23 protein-coding genes are annotated in these 18,721 nt (G+C 32.9%); 11 read left to right on the forward strand and 12 right to left on the reverse strand.

What is annotated here, in order from left to right:
* Window positions 1-160: 160 nt before the first annotated feature.
* The gene (locus NMY3_RS06690) at window positions 161-490 is read right to left on the reverse strand and encodes a hypothetical protein (RefSeq protein WP_196818135.1); all 330 of its coding nucleotides are present in this window, start codon (window positions 488-490) and stop codon (window positions 161-163) included.
* Window positions 491-1,048: 558 nt separating this feature from the next.
* Here NMY3_RS06690 and NMY3_RS06695 point away from each other — a divergent pair.
* Window positions 1,049-1,477: a hypothetical protein gene (locus NMY3_RS06695; RefSeq protein ID WP_231100372.1), complete on the forward strand. Its 429-nt coding sequence runs from the start codon at window positions 1,049-1,051 to the stop codon at window positions 1,475-1,477.
* A gap of 231 nt (window positions 1,478-1,708) precedes the next feature.
* Here NMY3_RS06695 and NMY3_RS06700 read toward each other — a convergent pair whose 3' ends face one another.
* From NMY3_RS06700 to NMY3_RS06725, 6 genes are all read right to left on the reverse strand, one after another.
* Complete coding sequence (locus tag NMY3_RS06700) at window positions 1,709-1,972, reverse strand: hypothetical protein (protein WP_231100373.1); 264 nt, start codon at window positions 1,970-1,972, stop codon at window positions 1,709-1,711.
* Between the two features lie 448 nt (window positions 1,973-2,420).
* A complete protein-coding gene (locus NMY3_RS06705) occupies window positions 2,421-4,127 on the reverse strand; it encodes a PQQ-dependent sugar dehydrogenase (protein WP_196818138.1) in 1,707 nt (568 codons plus the stop codon).
* Between the two features lie 37 nt (window positions 4,128-4,164).
* Window positions 4,165-4,611, reverse strand: coding sequence for a hypothetical protein (locus NMY3_RS06710; RefSeq protein ID WP_231100374.1), 447 nt, complete (start codon window positions 4,609-4,611; stop codon window positions 4,165-4,167).
* Window positions 4,612-4,648: 37 nt separating this feature from the next.
* Window positions 4,649-5,023: a hypothetical protein gene (locus NMY3_RS06715; RefSeq protein ID WP_196818140.1), complete on the reverse strand. Its 375-nt coding sequence runs from the start codon at window positions 5,021-5,023 to the stop codon at window positions 4,649-4,651.
* A 71-nt stretch (window positions 5,024-5,094) separates the two neighbouring features.
* Window positions 5,095-5,400 carry a hypothetical protein gene (locus NMY3_RS06720; RefSeq protein ID WP_196818141.1) on the reverse strand — a complete coding sequence of 102 codons (306 nt, stop codon included), beginning with the start codon at window positions 5,398-5,400 and terminating at the stop codon, window positions 5,095-5,097.
* Window positions 5,401-5,473: 73 nt separating this feature from the next.
* Complete coding sequence (locus tag NMY3_RS06725) at window positions 5,474-5,731, reverse strand: DUF7521 family protein (protein WP_196818142.1); 258 nt, start codon at window positions 5,729-5,731, stop codon at window positions 5,474-5,476.
* Between the two features lie 565 nt (window positions 5,732-6,296).
* Here NMY3_RS06725 and NMY3_RS06730 point away from each other — a divergent pair.
* The 5 genes from NMY3_RS06730 (at window position 6,297) to NMY3_RS06750 (ending at window position 11,126) form a co-directional block, all read left to right on the forward strand.
* Entirely contained in the window at window positions 6,297-7,115 is an 819-nt protein-coding gene (locus NMY3_RS06730) for a cupredoxin domain-containing protein (RefSeq protein WP_231100375.1), read from the forward strand.
* Window positions 7,116-7,329: 214 nt separating this feature from the next.
* Window positions 7,330-7,515, forward strand: coding sequence for a hypothetical protein (locus NMY3_RS06735; RefSeq protein ID WP_196818144.1), 186 nt, complete (start codon window positions 7,330-7,332; stop codon window positions 7,513-7,515).
* Window positions 7,512-7,751, forward strand: a complete 240-nt coding sequence (locus NMY3_RS06740; RefSeq protein ID WP_196818145.1) for a hypothetical protein — start codon at window positions 7,512-7,514, stop codon at window positions 7,749-7,751. The genes NMY3_RS06735 and NMY3_RS06740 overlap by 4 nt, the downstream gene beginning before the upstream one ends.
* Window positions 7,752-8,176: 425 nt before the next feature.
* Complete coding sequence (locus NMY3_RS06745; protein ID WP_196818146.1) at window positions 8,177-10,120, forward strand: heavy metal translocating P-type ATPase; 1,944 nt, start codon at window positions 8,177-8,179, stop codon at window positions 10,118-10,120.
* A gap of 571 nt (window positions 10,121-10,691) precedes the next feature.
* The gene (locus NMY3_RS06750; protein ID WP_196818147.1) at window positions 10,692-11,126 is read left to right on the forward strand and encodes a hypothetical protein; all 435 of its coding nucleotides are present in this window, start codon (window positions 10,692-10,694) and stop codon (window positions 11,124-11,126) included.
* 299 nt (window positions 11,127-11,425) lie between these two features.
* On the opposite strand, the gene NMY3_RS06755 is transcribed toward NMY3_RS06750, so the two are convergent.
* A complete protein-coding gene (locus NMY3_RS06755) occupies window positions 11,426-11,593 on the reverse strand; it encodes a hypothetical protein (protein WP_196818148.1) in 168 nt (55 codons plus the stop codon).
* A 436-nt stretch (window positions 11,594-12,029) separates the two neighbouring features.
* On the opposite strand from NMY3_RS06755, the gene NMY3_RS06760 reads away from it, so the two are divergent.
* On the forward strand, window positions 12,030-12,620 hold the full coding sequence (locus NMY3_RS06760) for a hypothetical protein (RefSeq protein WP_196818149.1): 591 nt from the start codon (window positions 12,030-12,032) through the stop codon (window positions 12,618-12,620).
* Window positions 12,621-13,124: 504 nt separating this feature from the next.
* On the opposite strand, the gene NMY3_RS06765 is transcribed toward NMY3_RS06760, so the two are convergent.
* The 3 genes from NMY3_RS06765 to NMY3_RS16670 all read right to left on the reverse strand — a co-directional run bounded on the left by NMY3_RS06765 (window position 13,125) and on the right by NMY3_RS16670 (window position 14,486).
* A complete protein-coding gene (locus tag NMY3_RS06765; protein ID WP_196818150.1) occupies window positions 13,125-13,598 on the reverse strand; it encodes an Lrp/AsnC family transcriptional regulator in 474 nt (157 codons plus the stop codon).
* Window positions 13,599-13,988, reverse strand: coding sequence for a response regulator (locus tag NMY3_RS06770; protein ID WP_196818151.1), 390 nt, complete (start codon window positions 13,986-13,988; stop codon window positions 13,599-13,601).
* A 321-nt stretch (window positions 13,989-14,309) separates the two neighbouring features.
* On the reverse strand, window positions 14,310-14,486 hold the full coding sequence (locus tag NMY3_RS16670) for a hypothetical protein (RefSeq protein WP_231100376.1): 177 nt from the start codon (window positions 14,484-14,486) through the stop codon (window positions 14,310-14,312).
* A 307-nt stretch (window positions 14,487-14,793) separates the two neighbouring features.
* Between NMY3_RS16670 and NMY3_RS06775 the strand changes: the two genes are divergently transcribed.
* Both NMY3_RS06775 and NMY3_RS06780 read left to right on the forward strand, forming a co-directional pair.
* Entirely contained in the window at window positions 14,794-15,003 is a 210-nt protein-coding gene (locus NMY3_RS06775; RefSeq protein WP_196818152.1) for a hypothetical protein, read from the forward strand.
* A gap of 20 nt (window positions 15,004-15,023) precedes the next feature.
* Complete coding sequence (locus NMY3_RS06780; RefSeq protein WP_196818153.1) at window positions 15,024-15,188, forward strand: hypothetical protein; 165 nt, start codon at window positions 15,024-15,026, stop codon at window positions 15,186-15,188.
* Between the two features lie 645 nt (window positions 15,189-15,833).
* Here the strand turns inward: NMY3_RS06780 and NMY3_RS06785 are convergent.
* Window positions 15,834-16,190, reverse strand: a complete 357-nt coding sequence (locus NMY3_RS06785; protein WP_196818154.1) for a hypothetical protein — start codon at window positions 16,188-16,190, stop codon at window positions 15,834-15,836.
* A 449-nt stretch (window positions 16,191-16,639) separates the two neighbouring features.
* Between NMY3_RS06785 and NMY3_RS06790 the strand changes: the two genes are divergently transcribed.
* A complete protein-coding gene (locus tag NMY3_RS06790) occupies window positions 16,640-17,008 on the forward strand; it encodes a hypothetical protein (protein WP_196818155.1) in 369 nt (122 codons plus the stop codon).
* A gap of 1,223 nt (window positions 17,009-18,231) precedes the next feature.
* The gene (locus NMY3_RS06795) at window positions 18,232-18,717 is read left to right on the forward strand and encodes a hypothetical protein (protein WP_196818156.1); all 486 of its coding nucleotides are present in this window, start codon (window positions 18,232-18,234) and stop codon (window positions 18,715-18,717) included.
* Window positions 18,718-18,721: the final 4 nt, after the last annotated feature.

The raw sequence follows: 18,721 nt of genomic DNA on the forward strand, positions 1-18,721 counted from the left end.
TGGTATAGAGGAAAACCCCCTACTTATTTTAGTGCCTAAATTAGTAAAGTTTGAGAATATTTAATACTACATAAGCTACGTATTCGAATCATTGAACTTTTGAACCCATGTGGAATTTCAGACGATTTCCACCGAACTAGATACCAATTATAGTGATAATCTATCTAATGATTATTAATGTTCCGCAGTTATTATTTGAATCTACCGAGATACCGTCTCCACCTCCACCTCCGCCAGGCCCAAATGTATTAGGTTGATTGGGTGTTTGACTTGAGGAATTCTTTGTAATTATACAACTACCGTCTCCACCTCCACCTCCACCTCCGCCAGCCCCAAATGTATTAGGTTGATTGGGTGTTTGACTTGAGGAAATGTTAGGTTGTCCCACAACAAAAGAATCAAACCCTATTGCTCCCAAACCTAATACTGAAGTAACAAATATCATCGTGATTGATAGTTGTTTAACCATTGAAAACGATTTAACATTCAAAGATATAACTATTCGACGTTTAATTAAAGGAATCTTAAAATTGAAATTTCGGAATAATGGATACTCTACGGACCTTACACGTCGCCCTCCGTCTCTGTTTAGTGCAGAAACCCCCTGTTTAGATACATATTAAAATAATATTGATTATTTCTATCTCTTTTGATATTCTCATGACTATCAACCGAACCATTATACCATAGGGGACTTAATCCCACCGAACAAGATACCAATTATAGTAACGAAATAAGTTATAATCAAGTAAATTTGTGTACTAAATTCATGTTTTTGAAAAGGAAACAAGCGGGTTTGTGTCCAGTTGCTATGGATATTTGTCATCATTTCTTTGACTGCAATAAATAATAGTCATGGCAGGACATAATGGAGATAAAGACCATTTCCAAGGAGATTAACAAATTATGATTTCTTTTATTAATGATTATTCTCATTTCAAACGCCAAAAAGATACCCAATACTAAGAAAAACAATCCTTTTGAGCTCACTTTGAGCTCATTATGAGAGTATAAGATAATAACATACTTTTACTCTCTTTATCTAGTAATGAAAATACTTCCGCATGTTATGAGAAATATTAATGAATTTAACATACCCGCTGGAAATTCCCATGGCTATGAAATATTGTATTTTGGTGTAAATCTCATACTTATGTTTAAGTATAGGCTTTCTTTTGACATAAAAGTACAGAATTCAGCTAAGGAAATAGAAATTCTAATCCTTGGCAGAAATGATATTCCAGCATGGAAAGAAAATAAGGATAATTCTGAAATTAAACCATATTATAACAAGAATGGTCTGAAAATTAATGATGTATTTAAACCTACTATAAGCGATGCATATGCATTTGTAATAAATAATCGAAAGTCTTCCATTAGTCATGAAGTAAAAACTGTTGAGGTTATTTTGACTCATAATTGGAAGCAGGAGGTCAAGGAGTCTCAATTGAAAGAACATATCAAAACACAAGGCTAGGATTTTTTGGATAAACAATTACTAGGATTTATGAAATCCATAATCCTACTGGTATGGAAATTTCATACTTGTCCCACCGAACCCCTATACCATATGGGGCTTAATCCCACGGAATCAAATACATATGTTTAGTAACGAAGTTTAATACGGTTAGAGATAAAGTAATTCTAAACTGTCGATATAATTAGAATGGTATAAAAAAATTTTGACCAAAAAAAAGACTAATTATTATTACTTACAGCTGCCCTTGGCCCACCCGACTTTATATCCACTGGCATATTCTCCACTTCCTGGACTGTATTTCTTGCAATGGTCGTGGTCATACCAGCCATCCTTGCACCCCTGGTTCCATGACCCCGAATCGGTGCGGTCTTCACACCAATGTGAAGCTGCGTTAACAGATTGAGTTGTTAAAAGAGATGGTAACAATGCCATTGAGACGAATGCCAGTACAACAGTCAATAATCCTATTTTATTGTTCAATTCAAATTTCATTAAATAAAGTAATATAAAAGTATTTTAATGAAAATAAATGCTTAGAAATCCAATCGAGAACATGATTATTAGTATTCTCTATTTGATAAAGACTTTTAACTAATCCTTCCAAGCTATTGTCAATTGATGTATGTAAAATTATGAAAACTCTAGCAAAAATTGAAGGATTTCATTCATTATTGAATTATATTCCTCCGGTACTAAACCATTGAAGATCTCATTTTAACATTATGAGGTATCAAAATACAAATGATGTCTCTAAAGCAAGTAATTATTAAATTCTGATAGGTTTGCAGATTCATGTGGATATCCTCATGATATTAACCAACCAAAAAGACATAATTTTATTGTTGTTTAGATTCTAATCTTAAAAATCAACGTCCACTAGTTCATTGTGAATATTTCATCTTTACTGAATAGACCAATAGTAGTATTTTACTGCGTTACCCTACTCTACTTTTACTTCACCAACCATTGAAGGGTGATAAATGCAATAGTACTGGTATTCACCGGAATCATCAAATTTAAAGCTGAAATATTGGTTGGGTATTATTGCACCTGAATCAAAGACTTCTCCTGCATCCTTGTCATTATCTTGTCCTGAGGTTACTGTATGGGATATAGTATCGCCGTTATACCATGTAATTGTTTGACCTTTTTCTATTGAAATAGGATTAGGAGAGTAGGAACTATCACCATTTATTCCTACTATGACTGCCGGAACAGAATTGTCATTCTGAGGATTGATTTGATCATTATTATACAACAGTTCCTGTTGATTTTGATCATTAGTTGTGGTATTTACATTAGGGGTGTTGCCACTGGTTGTTATATTACCAGAAGAAGGCAAGATTCTAAATAGAGAACCAGTATAACTTAAAACATACAGGTATCCATCTGGACCTGTTTGTAGGTCTGTTATACCGCCAAAACCTTGACCAAATACTATGGGTTGATTTTCTTTGGGGTCGTTAACTTCTCTATCTGCAAGTGGTCCTGTATTTTCTGCATATCCATTATCAAAGGATAGGTCATTTCGTGCTTCATTAAGAACAAATCGATACAAAAGACCATTATTTATGTCGCCTACAAACATGTTATTCTGATATCCTGTTCCTAACTTACTGGAATTCAAGAATTCCAATGCTGTAACGCCTATTGGTGTAACCCAAGAGAATTTTGGCTCAGAATATGATCCTTTCCCAAAATATACCAAGTCATCAGGTGTTGCTCCAGTAACCATAAAATCATTCTTTGAAAATCCTTGAATCAATGACCAACCGCTATTAAAGCCGGGATAGACTAAATTGATTTCATCGCCCGCCGTCGGACCATTCTCAGTATCCCATAGATTACTGGTCACGGGATCAAAGTCCATACCAAAACTGTTGCGAATACCCATTGCATAGTACAAATTAAGAGGGGATTCATCGCCAAATATGACATCGCCCTTTACGATATCGCCATCCTGAGTAACTCTGAGTACACCGCCAAGTCCATTTGGCTCTGGACCATCTTCAATATTCTGTGCTTGGGTCCTATGTCCTCCCACTTCTCCTACTATGTAGTAGACGTTATTATCCGGACCAATTCGGATTTTGCCTCCATTGTGCTCTCCTCTACCATTATCTGGAATTGCAGTAAGATCTAGTAGCAGAGTAGGATTTTCCAGTTGCCCGTCAACGTATTCATAACGATATAATCTATTACCTGATGGGTCAACATTGTCTTCAAAATCGCTACCATCTGCATCGTTGCCTGATTCAGTATAAGATAGGAAAACATAGATTTTTCCATCTGGTTGTTTTGCTAAAGCAATACCTAGTAAACCTCTTTCTATGTCAGTAGCCACAGATACATCAATTGCTGGAGTATCCTGTATCTGACCATCTATAACATGCATTACCTTCCCGGTTTCTTTTTCAGTGACCAGAATATCGTTAGGTCCTAAAAATGCCATACTCGTAGGCTTTTCTAATCCGTCGGTTACTTTTTCCACCTTGAGCACTTTATCTTTTACAGTGGGTCCATTGGGCGCTACAGGAGCTTTAGCATATGCTCCATAGGATAAATTAATCGTAGAATAATTTGAATAAAATAATAAAAATATGCAAAGAGCAGATAAAATAAGGGGCAGATTAGTTGGTTTCTCCATCAATTACCGATTAACCACCCTTTTTTATTTAATCTATCTATGCTCGTAGTGTGTGTATTGACTTTTGAATCTTGTACAATCCAGCAAAGGACAATGCAATAGCCACACTTTGCAGAATTTTTGAAATCACGTCTAGTTTTCCAACATAGAGTTCTACACCTACAATTGGCACACCCACTGTTCTTGAAGCGGCATACGTTATTATCAAAGCAACTGAAACAACTATAGCTGCTATGTATGGCGATTTTTTCATAAACCTTGTTTTTATCAACCATAAAACAAGACCCAAATAGATTAAACCTGAAGTAATGAATAGCGTAATTTCAACCTGCTTTTCAGTAGTTTCATCATGGATACCAAAGTTTAGTAATTCCACCCAATCGGTATACTCACCATATGCAACAAGAAAATAAACTATTCCTGTGGCTACAAGAATGCCACATAAAGCATAAACTATCAATAAATTTCTATTCATTTTTATCACAAATTATTTTTTGCTAGTACCAAACAAAAAAATAAGATTAGGCTAAACCTTTCTTTGCTTCTTCAGCATGAGTTAACGCTCCGTTTGTATCATTATCTTTTAAGGCTTTTAGTGAAGCCTCGATGTGTTTTTCTGCACCGCTTACATTTGGTTTGTCCTCTAAACCTGATTCAGCTTGCAACAATGATTTCTTTGCGCCCTCATTGTCACCACTCTTTATCATTAAGATACCAGAATCAATCAATTTTATTAGTCCGCTATTTGGACCACCAGAGGTACTTGTTTGATTTGTAGCATTTGTTGTGTTGGTTTGTCCATAAGATATAACGCTATTTGAAATTAAAAGCAGCGGTACAATGGCCAGAATTGAAAATAAGGCAACCCTCCTATAGTTTTGTAATATGTTAGTCATTTAGGGACATCTATTATTTTAGGAATAATAAACTACTTATCATTCCCAGTGATTGAGAATGGTCAAGAAGGTTAATTATAAGCCGAATTTGGATCTTCATAGTATTTAAACCCCTGCCATAATTGAACTATTTTATAGTGATTTTCTTTATTCATAACCTTGCAAATAATTTTATTATTCTTATACGTCATTTGAATTTCATCGATCGAAAAAGTAAAAAATGATTCATCCGTTTCAGGTTTTGTGAACTTTTTTTGGTTTTTTATTATGTTAAACTGTTCTAACTTGTTTACCTTTCTACATGTTAGAGATAAGGGTAGACCTAGTTTGGATGCAATACGTTGAGTACTGTATTCTTTTCCATCAAGCAGTTTCAAAATGGTAAGACTGGATTTATATGTTAAAATGGATAAAACGTCTTCTGGAGATAGTGATGCAGTTTGCGAACATTCAACTCTTCAACACGGCTATTATTACCAATACAAAACCACATATTTCTGCTATTTCTTCAACCATATCTTTGATTTTTTCATCTGACAAACCCAATGAGTCGCCAATTATTGTGTCACCTATTGTTATCAAGGTAAAACCAACTGCGAGAAATATCATCGGAACATATCTACTTCTTTTATAGGCTCGAATAGCAAAATAGACTAGTACGAGCCCTAATACTATGTGAATCAGTACTATCAGATTCAATACTTCCATGACTTTACTGTTAGATGGAAAATATGATTATGATTTAAATGTTATACTAAATAATGAACGCAGTTTTTCTATGTAGGAATATTAAAAATTATCACTGTAACTAATAGTAATGTTTAACGTGATGCTTATCGGTATCATCTCAGAATTGTATATCTCTTGATTTAGCCATCACATGTATTTCCTCTCAGATCACATCTGACTTCTGTCTAATTATTTGTTACTCCTTAAACCTTATAATCAGGCCAGTAAGGAAACCAGTTAACATCTTTTGCATCCAGACAAGCGGTTATACTTATCTGGATTTAAGCCTCAAAGCCTAAATGATGAAAATATTTATCATATCATTAGTCTTACGGATTTGCAAAATAAGCTCCGTTTACCTCTATACTTCTAAAATTGATCACGACCTTTTTATGTTGATGCTGTTTTTTTTAGTAAAATGATTTCGTTAATGCTTTGTCCAGCCCTCTTAATAATATATTATATATCTGTCTACAGTTCTCATTGACCGAGAATAGTCAAACCTTTTATCTAGTATCAATCAATTGAAATTATTGTTAGTACTGTGAAGAAATCAAATCTTAATCTATTTTATTTGCTAGGTGGAACGATGGGATTATTGTTCCTTCTGTCGTCATTTACAAACAATATATCAGCTCAGCAAAATTTAACAGGCAACAGTAATGGTACTCCTATTAGTTTACAGCCGGACATAAATGCTGAAAATATGTTCAATACCAAAACAATGACCATGGGTAACAATGTAAAAACTTTAGTCATCCTCATTCCCGATGAAGGTCATCATGCTGCCGGTGAAAAAAATGAAGCTCGCTTTTTAGATCAGCATTTTATTCCAGACAATGTGGCTATTAACACAGGAACTACTTTACTCTGGTTTAATGGTGACGTAGGTCATGATCGAACGATTGATGTCAAGGATAACAAAGGAAATTCCGTATTTAATACGGGAAAAATTATCGATAGCCAACCTTCCCAGTCATTCACCTTTAATACTCCAGGAGAGTTCAACTATGAAGCAGAAGGTGACCCAGGTGTGACTATGAACGGTACTATTATGGTTGGAAACATAGGATCTCCAGTCGCTCCTTCTAGTTCGGCTGCTATTACTATAAACTCAAACCTAAGCATCATTGACACTGTAGGATTACTAATGGTACCGACACAAGATATTGACAGTTATATTCAACAGATAACAGATGCTGGAATAACGGTAGATAATACATATGACTTTAAAGATTTGAGAGGAGGTCAAAAAGGCACAGGAGATACACAAACGCTTATCGTTTGGACAACTTTAAACAAAGACTTGAATGAGACACTTTCATCATTAAGTGGACTCTCGGCAAGTTTGCCTTATAGTTAGATTCTTATCTATTTTTATGCTCAACTTATCCCTAATCATTTACAATTAGACTCGTACTTCATCTCCGTAATTTTATGCTGAGACATACTTTCGTTAAACTTTTAATAGATATTTTCAATTCAAATTGATAGTTTCTATCTCCATGGAATATCCTAAATATCCATGCGATTAGATTTACTTGTGAATTTTTATACAACAATTAACCTAACAAATTGTGAAACAAAAACTAAGGAAGGCCGTATCATTCATAATAGCACTAACCGCTCTCACCGGGGTTACATCCTTTACCACAATTCATGTATATGCTCATGGTAGTCATTCAGAGGCTGATTCCACCTCCATTGCTGCAGTTGTAATGATGACTACTGATTCTCAGGAAATGCTGTATTCAGCCCTATGAAAACTACTATTAAACAAGGTGAAGAATTGCTAGTTTTGAATAATTTGACAGAAAAACACAAGTTTACAAATGGTAATGATACTGTAGATTCAATGGATGGCAAGATATTTTCAGTTGACATATCTCCAGGGAGTTTTTCAGAATACTTGGCTTCAAATATTTCGCCTGGTAATTATTCATTCTATTCCAAAAACGATCCCAATTTGAAAGGTGAATTAGTAATACTGCCTCCATAGGCAATTTCTTATTTTTTTCTTTGTTACAATAAATTCAACACTACAATCAATTGAATTTTATAATGCTGATAAAAGATAAATGACAGACATTTAGACTTGAGAATCTAAGGATTGATAATTTATTGAAAAGCACTTCTCTATCTGGTAAACATTAGATAAGACAATAGATTTACTTCCAATAATATGACTACCATCATTACAAACATTAATTCAAATATGAATAAAAATGTTGTAAATACTCTAGAACTATAGATCGAAAATAATCTATATTCCATATATTGACCAATGGAAAGATTATTAATTATAGTACGCATTATCAATGAGAACAATCTACATTCTATCAATAATTCATCTTCTAAAAAGGTTAAATCAAAGTAAAAATAAGAAAATTTTGAATAATTGCAAAGAATATGTTGGATGATTTCGTGCTAAATAAGGATACTGTGATTTGGATTTATCACAAGGGTAGACTATCTCTATCACTTAGTAAAAGATATCCAATACCCATATTTGCAATTATCGGATTATTGTTTGGGGTAATCACTCATTATGGATTTAATAATGCAGAATTGGGACATTTGATTTGGTTCATCGTATTGGTAATAGGAGGATTACCAATAATATTTGAAACGATAAAAGGACTCGTGAATGGTCGTTTTGTTTCTGACATTGTTGCAACGCTTGCAATAATCACTGCCATAGTGACAAATGAAGCATTTCCTGGTGTAATTATTGTTATAATGCAATCTGGAGGAAAGGCTTTGGAAGATTATGCCTTTAGAAAGGCAACAAACTCCCTTGACGAATTAATGGCAAGATCGCCTAAGATAGCACACAAGAAAATCAATGATCAAAATATAGAAGACATTGATGTCGAGAATATTATAATCGGAGATCATTTAATAATACGACCTGGAGATCTTGTTCCCGTTGATGGCATTATTATTTCAGGTAATGCAGAAATCGATGAATCTTCTATTACTGGTGAGCCCTTGTCTAAAATTAGACAAAGTGGAGAAGAAGTATTTAGTGGAACTATTAACATAGGTAACGTCTTTGAAATAAAAGCAATACGCGTTAGCGAAGAAAGTCAATATTCAAAGATAGTAAAACTCGTAAAAAACGCACGAGAAGAGAAACCGCCCATACAAAGAATCGCAGACAAATATGCTTTATTGTTTACACCAATCACACTAGCTATGTGCGGTTTGGGGTGGATTTTAACTCAAAATCCTCAAACTATTCTAGCAGTACTTGTAGTAGCAACTCCATGTCCTCTCATATTTGCAACACCCGTTGCCATAATAAGTGGAATAAACAAGGCGTCAAAACAAAGTATAATAGTAAAGAGCGGTGCAGCCATTGAAAATATAGAACGGGCACAGGTAGTCGTATTTGACAAAACAGGTACTATAACGTATGGAGTTCCTATTGTAGAAGATGTTATATTGTCCAATAACTTTGGAATAAACAATAAGGGCAAAAAGATAGGATTTACTGCAGATGATATTTTATTTAAATCTGCTTCTTTAGAACAAATGTCTTCTCATCCATCTGCACAAGCCATAACCAACGCAGGAAGGAAAAAATTCCATAATTTACCGTTACCCGTAAACTTCTGTGAAGAATCTGGTCTAGGAGTTAAAGGTTTTATTAATGGAGAACATGTGATGGTTGGATCTCCATCTTTTATTCAATCCCAATCCAATATGACTCATACGAGTAATCTTCCAAATCTGAATGATGATCTCTTAAAAACTATTTCATATTGGCAAAACAATGGAAAGATGGTAATACTTGTAAATATCGATGGAACAAATTTGGGCTTAATAATGCTTAGTGATAAGATCAGGGAAGGGGTTGTCACTATGATCCAAAGTTTGAAAAAATCCGGCATAAAAAAAACCATTATGCTTACTGGAGACAGCTTGATTAATGCAAAATCCATAGCAAACCAAGTTGTTGTGGATGAATTCAAGTATGATCTACTACCAGAGGATAAAGTTAACGAAGTAAAAAAATTAAATGAAAAATATAAAAGTGTTATAATGGTGGGAGATGGAATTAATGATGCTCCTGCTTTAACAACTGCGACTGTGGGCATTGCAATGGGAGCCAAAGGTACGGCTATTTCTGCAGAAGCAGCAGATGTAGTTTTATTAGTCGACGATATAACCAGAGTATCGGATATAATACGAATTAGTAAACGGACAATACACATAGTAAAACAAAGTATTCTCGTTGGAATGGGATTAAGTTTTCTTTTAATGGTTTTTGCTAGTTTTGGATTAATTCCACCCTCAGTAGGCGCTTTGCTTCAGGAAGCATTAGATATTGGTGTAATATTGAATGCTCTAAGAGCCAGATAACATGTCAAATATATCGCTATGATTGCTTATTATAGGTCAAGTTTGTAATTAAATTTCTTTGCTAAATTATGCTTATAATTTGAATCATCACTTTCATTTGTTGTAAAGATATTCTTATATTATAATTTCTGATAAACAGAAAAAGTGAGTCAAAAAGGAGTAAAGCCTGATAGAAAGAACAATGTATTACATGAAGGACAAGACAGAATTCTAAGATGATTATATTTTCTGCAGACTAGAAAATTGTAACCTATGGCATGTATGGGATAGGTTGAATCTATTCACTGAATACCACACCTAGAAGTTAGGAACAGATAGTTGAACATAGCAATAAACTTATTATTGTTCTCTACTTCTGTAATTGCATTAATGCTCTGTGTAGATTTTGAATATAAATTAGATTCTTTGGTGTGTTTGCTGAAAAGAAAAAGATTTGCTAAAACAAAGAAAATCTATTTGATCTGGATAATACAATTAAGCAGTCAGAGTAAGTAAATAGAAGTTCAATTCTAATTTGAGTCCAATTGGCTCAATTATTCATATTTATTTAACCTGTGAATAGGATATATATATGAAAGTGAAAAATCTATTATTATCGATCATTTTAGCCACGTTTATCGCAGGATTTAGTCTATTTGAATCCTCAAACACTAATGCGCAAAATAACACTACAGCATTGCCATTGTCAAATTCCACCTCAAATTCAAATAGTGAGGAAAAATCATACATCTTGATTTTTGAACAACGAAATATAGGAAACATTGACAACTCTACAAAAATTGTGTCATCAATTGTAGGCCATAATATTGTAAAGATAGCAGAAGAATTTGTTGAAGAGATCAGCTTAGCCCCGTCTCAGCAATTAGAACAACAGGTAGAAGAAATAATCTACAATGGTACAAATGGTTTACCATGTAATACGTCGTTGACAACTCAAGAAGGTGAAAGTGTTTCTGTTGAGTGTATTTCATCTGAAAATGTTGTTATATGGTATATTCATTTATAACTATAATTGAGCTGTTGATAGGAATATTTTGACAACTGTTCAATTATTAAAATTCAAAATTATTTTTTTATAAAATCAAATCAAATCCTAATTTCAAAGCGATTACACCCCAATTAAAAATCAAACATTTTGGTTGAAAAAACTGATAAAATTTGTTTCACATCTCACCGAACCCTTATACCATACGGGACTTAATCCCACCGCACCGGCTACTAATTATAGTAACGATATAGGAAGATGTAAGATGTAGGATAATTCTTAATTTTCATCTTTTTAAAATAAATCTCTTTTGGAATCTGTTATGTTATATTCTTTTTTGCACAGGAGTCACAGTATTTTTCTATAATGCTGGCTCCTTCTACAGCGAATATTGCTTCCTGAGTAGCCGTATTACCGCAAATTACACAGGGTTTTGTATTTCCGCCAACATCAACAAATGCCCTTATCGACGAAAATTTCTTTTCCATTCTATGTCCATCTTATTATTATTATGTAATTACACTTATAGTATCTGTTTGCTTTATGCGAGCCAAATTTATATAAAACATACTTAGCAAAATGAATGTTTTATGCTCATTGGTGAATTTAATTTATTTTCCCTGCAGTAGTTGTACTCTAAATAAAATACGTATTCTAATCATTGAACTTTTGAACCCATGTGAATATCCTCATGATTTCCACCAAAGCCGATACCTATTGTAGTAACGATATTGATATATAAAAATTATAACAATTGAGTAATATAATTGAAAAAGAGATGGCTTGTCATGGATTAGATATAAATCTTAGTCATGTTTCAGAATTTTTTAATCATTTCACCAATTGTGGTCATGTTTTGTCAATTTTAGGCATTAAAAACCGTTTAATACCAGTGTTTATATAGTATGGTACCTAATAGATAGTATGTCAAAGAAAACAGAAACCAACCAAAATTATTCAAATAATAACAATGATTTCCAAGAATCCGTTAACCAATCATTTGATGAAACTAAAGACAATATCAAAAAATCAATAGACGAATCAAGAAAACAGATTCCAAGAATTAATGACAGTGTAAATAGTTATCAAGAGCAATCACTACAAACTGCAAAAGAGATTTCAGAACAATATCTTGATTCTCAAAAAGAAGTTGTCAATTCACTCCAATCAGCATGGAGGCCATATAATGAGATATACACCGGATTAGTCACCAACTATTATTCTCCTAATGCAGCAGTTAATGCATATACAAGATTTGTCAGTAACGTTGCAGACAACACCGTATCAGCCATCAGACTTTCAAACAACGTTATTTTCTCAACCCTTGATGCATGGAAACCATTACTACAACAAGCAAAGGACGTTTCAAGACACATATCAAACACAGGAGTAAACACAGCAAGAGTATTTGAACAAAATTCAAGACAATTTGCAGCAGAAGTTCAAGATGTAGCAGCAGCCAGTTCAAACGTAAACACATCTACCAACACTACCACAAAGTCCACAACTCATTAACAGCGAAATAAGAAAAACCAAAGACTAGAAAAAATTTAACTCATTGGTTTTTCCTTTTAGAGCTAAATAAACTCAAAATTTTTAAATTAATCAATACTAAAATTAAATTCAGTTTTCTGACCTTTGTCTTTTTTATCCATGTAAGAAATTTATCTAAAAAAACAAACCCATTTTCAAAAGGTAACTCATGAGGATATCCTCATGATTTCCAGCGAACCAGCTACATATATAGTAACAATACGTTAAGCCCGTCAAATATTTTTTGATGTTATCGCGACAGCCCCTATTTGAAAGTGTTCTTCTATTCCTTCTTCCTCTGTAATCATTGTATATTTCATTGATTCAGGTGGTAAAGAAACCAATCCGTCATAGACTTTTTTGGTTGCCCTTTTTTATCTTCCTAATTTATTGTCGTGTTGTTTGTACCTATTTTACATTCAGACTGCTTTTTTTAATGATATAAATACATTCTGGAGAACATTAATACAAAAATACACATAGGTATTATAATCGTGGAACAAGTGTGTCCATATTTGGTGGAGAATTGGGTATTCGCTCTGACCATGTTATTCGCTGGACACTCTCCATTTGTGTGATACCATCTAAGACATCAGAGAGATCGCTGCTCAGCTTATATACTACACCGACTAGAATATGTGAATCACCAATATGGTTTTCAATTGAGGTGATTCCTTTAAGTTTAGATATTGCCTTAACAGTTTCGTTTGAGTTACCTTTCATTTTAAATACATGAATGAGTCCGGTTCTATACCCAATCTTTTCATAATCAACATGAAATTTGGATACTAATACTCTTTTTTGGATCAAATTTCTTAGACGTCTCTGAACAGTTGAAAGGGATATCCCCAACTTTGTTGACATTTGCCTGTTGTTCTTGATAGCAGGGTTTGAGATCATCAATTCGATAAGTTTTAGATCGGTTTCGTCAATTACAATAAATGATCCAATCTTCGACATTTACTGAACCTTGCTGATACATAGTTCAGTTATTCGCGGCCCTAGCTCTTTGAATTTAAATGGCTTTTCAATTACATCCGAGATAAAGGCTTCTCGGTAAACCTCGTCCTTAAACGACTCGTCAGTACAAAATGCAGTTATTAGAAGAATATTCACAGTATCATTGTATTCCCTAATCTTTTTAGCAAGCTGTATTCCATCAAGATTAGGCATTTTCCAATCCGTAATTACTAAAGAGTATTTATCATAATTTTGGCGGTAATGTTCAAAGGCTGACAGGGGATCGGTGAAAGAAACAGAATTAAAACCAGACCTCTCAAGAAATATTCTATAAAGATTTGCTAGTTCCTCCTCATCGTCCACTACCATCACAGATGGTCGTGTGGACATACTTGATAAAGGATACCAAAGCATATAAACATTCAAACGTAAAAGCATCTATGTCACAAATTATGACCTAATTTCTCAAAAATATCTATTTTGTCACAAACTAGAGTCAAATTTTTCATTATTTTTACAGAATTATGTCATAGGCTTTGAGTCCATGCTGTCCCTAGTATTTCTATTTATATTTGCAAGGGATCTCTAGATATAGTAAGATTAGCTGAATTGCTAGAATAGGCCAAGATTTGCTTTTGGTCTAAACAAAGTGTGAGTCACTATTGTAGGATTCATCGCAACTAAATTATTCTAATGGTAACAATATGAATGCTAATGAGAATGAAGATAAGGTTGTCCATCAGAACTCGTCATCTTGTTTTTTCTTAATAACGAGGGAGCCGTGGTCTTTGAGAGGTCCATAAAGTCAGACAAAGCTGCATATATCATCAAAAATGACAACATGATGTTTGATAATGATCCTTTAACCTCTTTCTTATATGCACTCAAATAATCTGAAGCTAAAAGACAATATCCTGCTAGTTTGATGAAATTTTTTGATTATTTGGAAGATAATACTGTTGTATATCCAAAAAATAAAAATGACGTAAAGATTAAACTGGAAAAGCAAGCCAGATTTTTTGTTAGACGATTCTAAACCGTTAGTGATCAATAGAAAGACTTGGCATTGGATGTCTCATTTTAAGGATGGAATGTATCACTTGAATGTCATTGTATTTTAGGAAACAAGTCATATACCATAAGATTTATTTCTAAATCAAATGAGCATACAAAACACCTGCCAATATCGTAACCAATGATAAATTCCTCTGAATTTATATATTCTTTAGGATCCGACTTAACAGGCAATTCCGATTTACAAGGTAAGAATATCAAAGGTGATTTTATAGAATTTAATGATTCTAGTCTTCGGTTCAAGATGGACTACCCTGTCGTATGGATAATTAAGAGAGAACTTAATGGAAAGAACGTTGTATATTTTCAAAGTCTACTTCCATTGACATAATTGCCAAATTCATCATTTCTGTGGTTGATCTAGTCGTTAAAATTTCACATTCAAATGATACTCCCGCTGAAATAAGGAGAAAATTATTCAAGGATCTTCGCATTAAAGGAGAGATATCCACTACTTTGGATGGTCTTCCAGCATCTCAAATTGAATTCAAGGTAAATGGAATCAATTATTTATAGATAATTTGTATGAATTCTTCACGAGCGTATCTTCTCTCGTATTTGGCATTTCCAGAATACCATATTGAAAACTTTATGACGACAGAACAAATGATTTGTTCATTCGAGTTCTTGTAAGATCTATATTCAGAGCTAATTGAGTAAGATCCTAAACCAGATTAGTTAACGTAAAGCACTAAAATTCATAATTCAATTCGTTTTTTTATATAATTATAGATCGCATTAATTCTTGGATCCACACTTAGATAGAATGCATATATCACTTATTGAACAATATTATTTCCACAATGATACAGAATATTGCGTCATTTGGATTTGCATGATTGAATATTCTGCATTAATTTGAGATTGGTAATGATTAACCACAATGATTATAGAATATTGAATTTGGAATACTGTTCTTCTACACCGTCCTTAAAGGTGGCGTTACAACAATTTGTCCAAAATTTTTTTATCTTCTTCTCAAGTTCAAAAGCTTGTCAATTAACATCCGAGCCTCATTAGTAACTAAATATGACGCTATCCATCTTCTTATGTGCATAGTCTGACCTCCTCTACTCCACATAGAGAATGTGCAAGTAAATTTGCCCACTCATTTCCCTTTTTGTCGCATTAATCTATTTATCATTAATCTTTTTCCCTCAATTACTGTGACTTGAAGTATGAAGCATCTGAGCGATATGATTTAAACTCGGTCCATTCCATATCAAGGACTAGATTATTATTAACTTCCCTGGCTTTTGATATTGGGACATCAAATCTTTGATCATAATCACCAAATATAGTTATCTCGGTATCTGTTATTCCCATCATAAAGCCTACAAAGTCTTCATTCAATAAACTTACTTTTTTGTTAAAAAGAGAACTAGGAAATTTATCTATAGCAGATTCGCCTGTTTCATTGTTAAATATTTCCTCTTCATTACTTAATTTTGTAGATACTAAAATATCATTTCTATCTAACAAGTACCTTCTTAATTCGTCATTGCCGGTTAATTGCATTGTTTAATTATCAATTACCTTATTGAATTTTTGAATCAAGACTTCAGAAATTTTAATACTTACTAAAATATCCACTTGTTTATTTGACATTTTTCTTAGCTGCAATAGCCTTATGGAGAGAATGTATAGACATCATTATACGATTAGAATTTTTTTCGCTTGTCATATCATATATATACATTTAGTATCTATTAAATATGTCACGAAGCATTTCGCTAATAGTTTGCTCTATTCGTTACTATAAATCGAAATATAGAGATTTCAACTGGTTCTAAATGATAATACACACACAAATATTAGTCAGGCTACTAAAAATGGAAATTATACGAATAGGCATGATTATAACAAGCATTAGAATGCAAATATTCATTTAGAAACAATTTATTTAGGATAAATACATTTGTCGATGCTGATCACATTTATTAAATTCGAGAATTGATTGAAAATAAATGAAGACGGAAAATTTGACATTATATATCAAGGGTCTTGAAAAAATTGGTAATAATGAAGAAAGATTTACTGCATCTTTCTCGTCCATTGGTTCGTCAGATCATGAAGATCCTAAGAATTTAAATCAGGTTATAGGTGTGATTCAGAACGATTTGATTGATACTATTATCATTGATCCTTTGCGAGTCTCGGGTAAATCACTTGGTATCATACTAAATGTGTTATCCCAAAGGAACTATCAACTTAAGAAAGTCGAAAGTAAACAAATAAAATCAGATAGAACACTAATCGATGCAACTCTGGATAACCCATCAGCATTATTTGATCATAAAATAAAATTAGGGAATCAAGATGAACAGTTTTTTTAGTAATGTTTGGTATCATCATCCAACATGAATAAAGATCATACACAAGATGGCATTTGAGCACTTCCTCCCAACCCACTGAACCATGTATCTGAAAATAAACGATATGATGGTAGTCCCATAATTCGAGTTTAATCGATGACTATACTAACTATCAAAAGCGATAAAATGTCAACTATTTAGTGAAAACAAAAACTAAATTTTTTTAATCTTGTTATATAGACAGTATGGTGCAATTTCCTTCAACCAAATTGATCCATTAAGAATAGAATCTTAAAGAACCTGATTGTATTTATGTAACTGTTTTTGTTATTTTCATGGGATTCTTTGATATTCTGGTGTCTATACATCGCTAATTGGGTTATAATTACGGAGATGACTCCACATTTTTTTATGTTTGGATTTATTTGTTTAGCAAGCGCAGCAAATACTATCCTCCTATCGGTGAAATTGCATTATAATCGATAAAACTTACAACCGATTCTATAATTGTTCAAGAAAAGCATTCCTAATTTGTCGCGATCATGAAAAGGATATATCAACAAAGAGAAAATCTAGACAAATAATTCAATATCCATCAATAATTTAAGGTCTATTCACGTATTAAATTATACTTTTATAAAAGATTGTAGACATTGATGCAAGCCAATAAAGGTCTTGAGATGGCATAGCAGATCTAAATACCAAGACCCAATACCTACAAATAGCAAATTGTGAATGCTGACTACTTTTGTTTTTAATTAATTGATATGAATCAGTCGACGATTTGTTTAGATTTTTATTTCTTAATAGGCACCAACTAGCTAACATTGATTACTAGTTGATTTTAGAATATGATACCGCCATCGCTAAACTCCTTAGATAATATACTAAATGGACTTTCCAAAATAAATTGCCAGTAGAGAAAATATGAATGTCATAAGCAATTACTAACAAATGTAGTCCTAACTTATTCGACAGTTGATAACTAGTTATTGCTATATGCTTCTAAGATTTGATTAAATGTAGATGACCACTTCTTTTTATTAGAATTCATGAAGTACTTGATCTAATTCTTTATCGAAGATGATTAATGACAATTTTATGATTCTATAGAAGGAATCATTCAAAATTTATGATATAATAGTGATTAAATCGCATTAATAACGAGATATTGGTTGATAACCTTAATAGATTCAATAGAGGTATATAGTTATGACATTTATTAAATATTTAATCGAGGTGTAATGAGTTTGGTTTCTCCTTATTTAGGGTATGAAAACAAAGAGACCATTGATACTTTGGTCATATATGAAGAACAAAATGGGAGAAATAATATACATTTTTCTGAGATTAAAACAACTCCCAGAAATCTGTTAACGGATCTAACAATTAAAAAAATGTCAAGAAAGAATCTAGCAAAAAGAAATGGTCTGTCATATGTTGATGCTGAAATTAATGCACGATATCGTCCCACAAACATTGACCATGGCTTACCAAGCAAGTACCCTAATTCATTGTTCAGCAAAGGTGTCAAAATATTAAATGAAGACTTTGTAGGCTTTATAATGAAGGAAACCACGGATAAGATCGTTGTATTTGGGAATTATGTACAAAGATATGATATTCCAAAATCAAAAACATATGAAGTTGGAGATAATATCATCCTAAACATGAATATCAAAGAATTTGAATCTTATGAAGTGGATAATTATGCTTCCTTACCAAAATAGTAAA

The organism is Candidatus Nitrosocosmicus oleophilus (assembly GCF_000802205.1).
GTDB lineage: Archaea > Thermoproteota > Nitrososphaeria > Nitrososphaerales > Nitrososphaeraceae > Nitrosocosmicus > Nitrosocosmicus oleophilus.

What these genes read in the sequence shown, in the direction of transcription:
- NMY3_RS06695 (WP_231100372.1), top strand. Translation starts at nt 1,049, where the DNA reads ATGAAAATACTTCCGCATGTTATGAGAAATATTAATGAATTTAACATA.
- NMY3_RS06700 (WP_231100373.1), bottom strand. Translation starts at nt 1,972, where the DNA reads ATGAAATTTGAATTGAACAATAAAATAGGATTATTGACTGTTGTACTG.
- NMY3_RS06705 (WP_196818138.1), bottom strand. Translation starts at nt 4,127, where the DNA reads ATGGAGAAACCAACTAATCTGCCCCTTATTTTATCTGCTCTTTGCATA.
- NMY3_RS06715 (WP_196818140.1), bottom strand. Translation starts at nt 5,023, where the DNA reads ATGACTAACATATTACAAAACTATAGGAGGGTTGCCTTATTTTCAATT.
- NMY3_RS06725 (WP_196818142.1), bottom strand. Translation starts at nt 5,731, where the DNA reads ATGGAAGTATTGAATCTGATAGTACTGATTCACATAGTATTAGGGCTC.
- NMY3_RS06740 (WP_196818145.1), top strand. Translation starts at nt 7,512, where the DNA reads ATGAAAACTACTATTAAACAAGGTGAAGAATTGCTAGTTTTGAATAAT.
- NMY3_RS06750 (WP_196818147.1), top strand. Translation starts at nt 10,692, where the DNA reads ATGAAAGTGAAAAATCTATTATTATCGATCATTTTAGCCACGTTTATC.
- NMY3_RS06755 (WP_196818148.1), bottom strand. Translation starts at nt 11,593, where the DNA reads ATGGAAAAGAAATTTTCGTCGATAAGGGCATTTGTTGATGTTGGCGGA.
- NMY3_RS06760 (WP_196818149.1), top strand. Translation starts at nt 12,030, where the DNA reads ATGTCAAAGAAAACAGAAACCAACCAAAATTATTCAAATAATAACAAT.
- NMY3_RS06765 (WP_196818150.1), bottom strand. Translation starts at nt 13,598, where the DNA reads ATGTCGAAGATTGGATCATTTATTGTAATTGACGAAACCGATCTAAAA.
- NMY3_RS06770 (WP_196818151.1), bottom strand. Translation starts at nt 13,988, where the DNA reads ATGTCCACACGACCATCTGTGATGGTAGTGGACGATGAGGAGGAACTA.
- NMY3_RS06775 (WP_196818152.1), top strand. Translation starts at nt 14,794, where the DNA reads ATGATAAATTCCTCTGAATTTATATATTCTTTAGGATCCGACTTAACA.
- NMY3_RS06785 (WP_196818154.1), bottom strand. Translation starts at nt 16,190, where the DNA reads ATGCAATTAACCGGCAATGACGAATTAAGAAGGTACTTGTTAGATAGA.
- NMY3_RS06790 (WP_196818155.1), top strand. Translation starts at nt 16,640, where the DNA reads ATGAAGACGGAAAATTTGACATTATATATCAAGGGTCTTGAAAAAATT.
- NMY3_RS06795 (WP_196818156.1), top strand. Translation starts at nt 18,232, where the DNA reads ATGAGTTTGGTTTCTCCTTATTTAGGGTATGAAAACAAAGAGACCATT.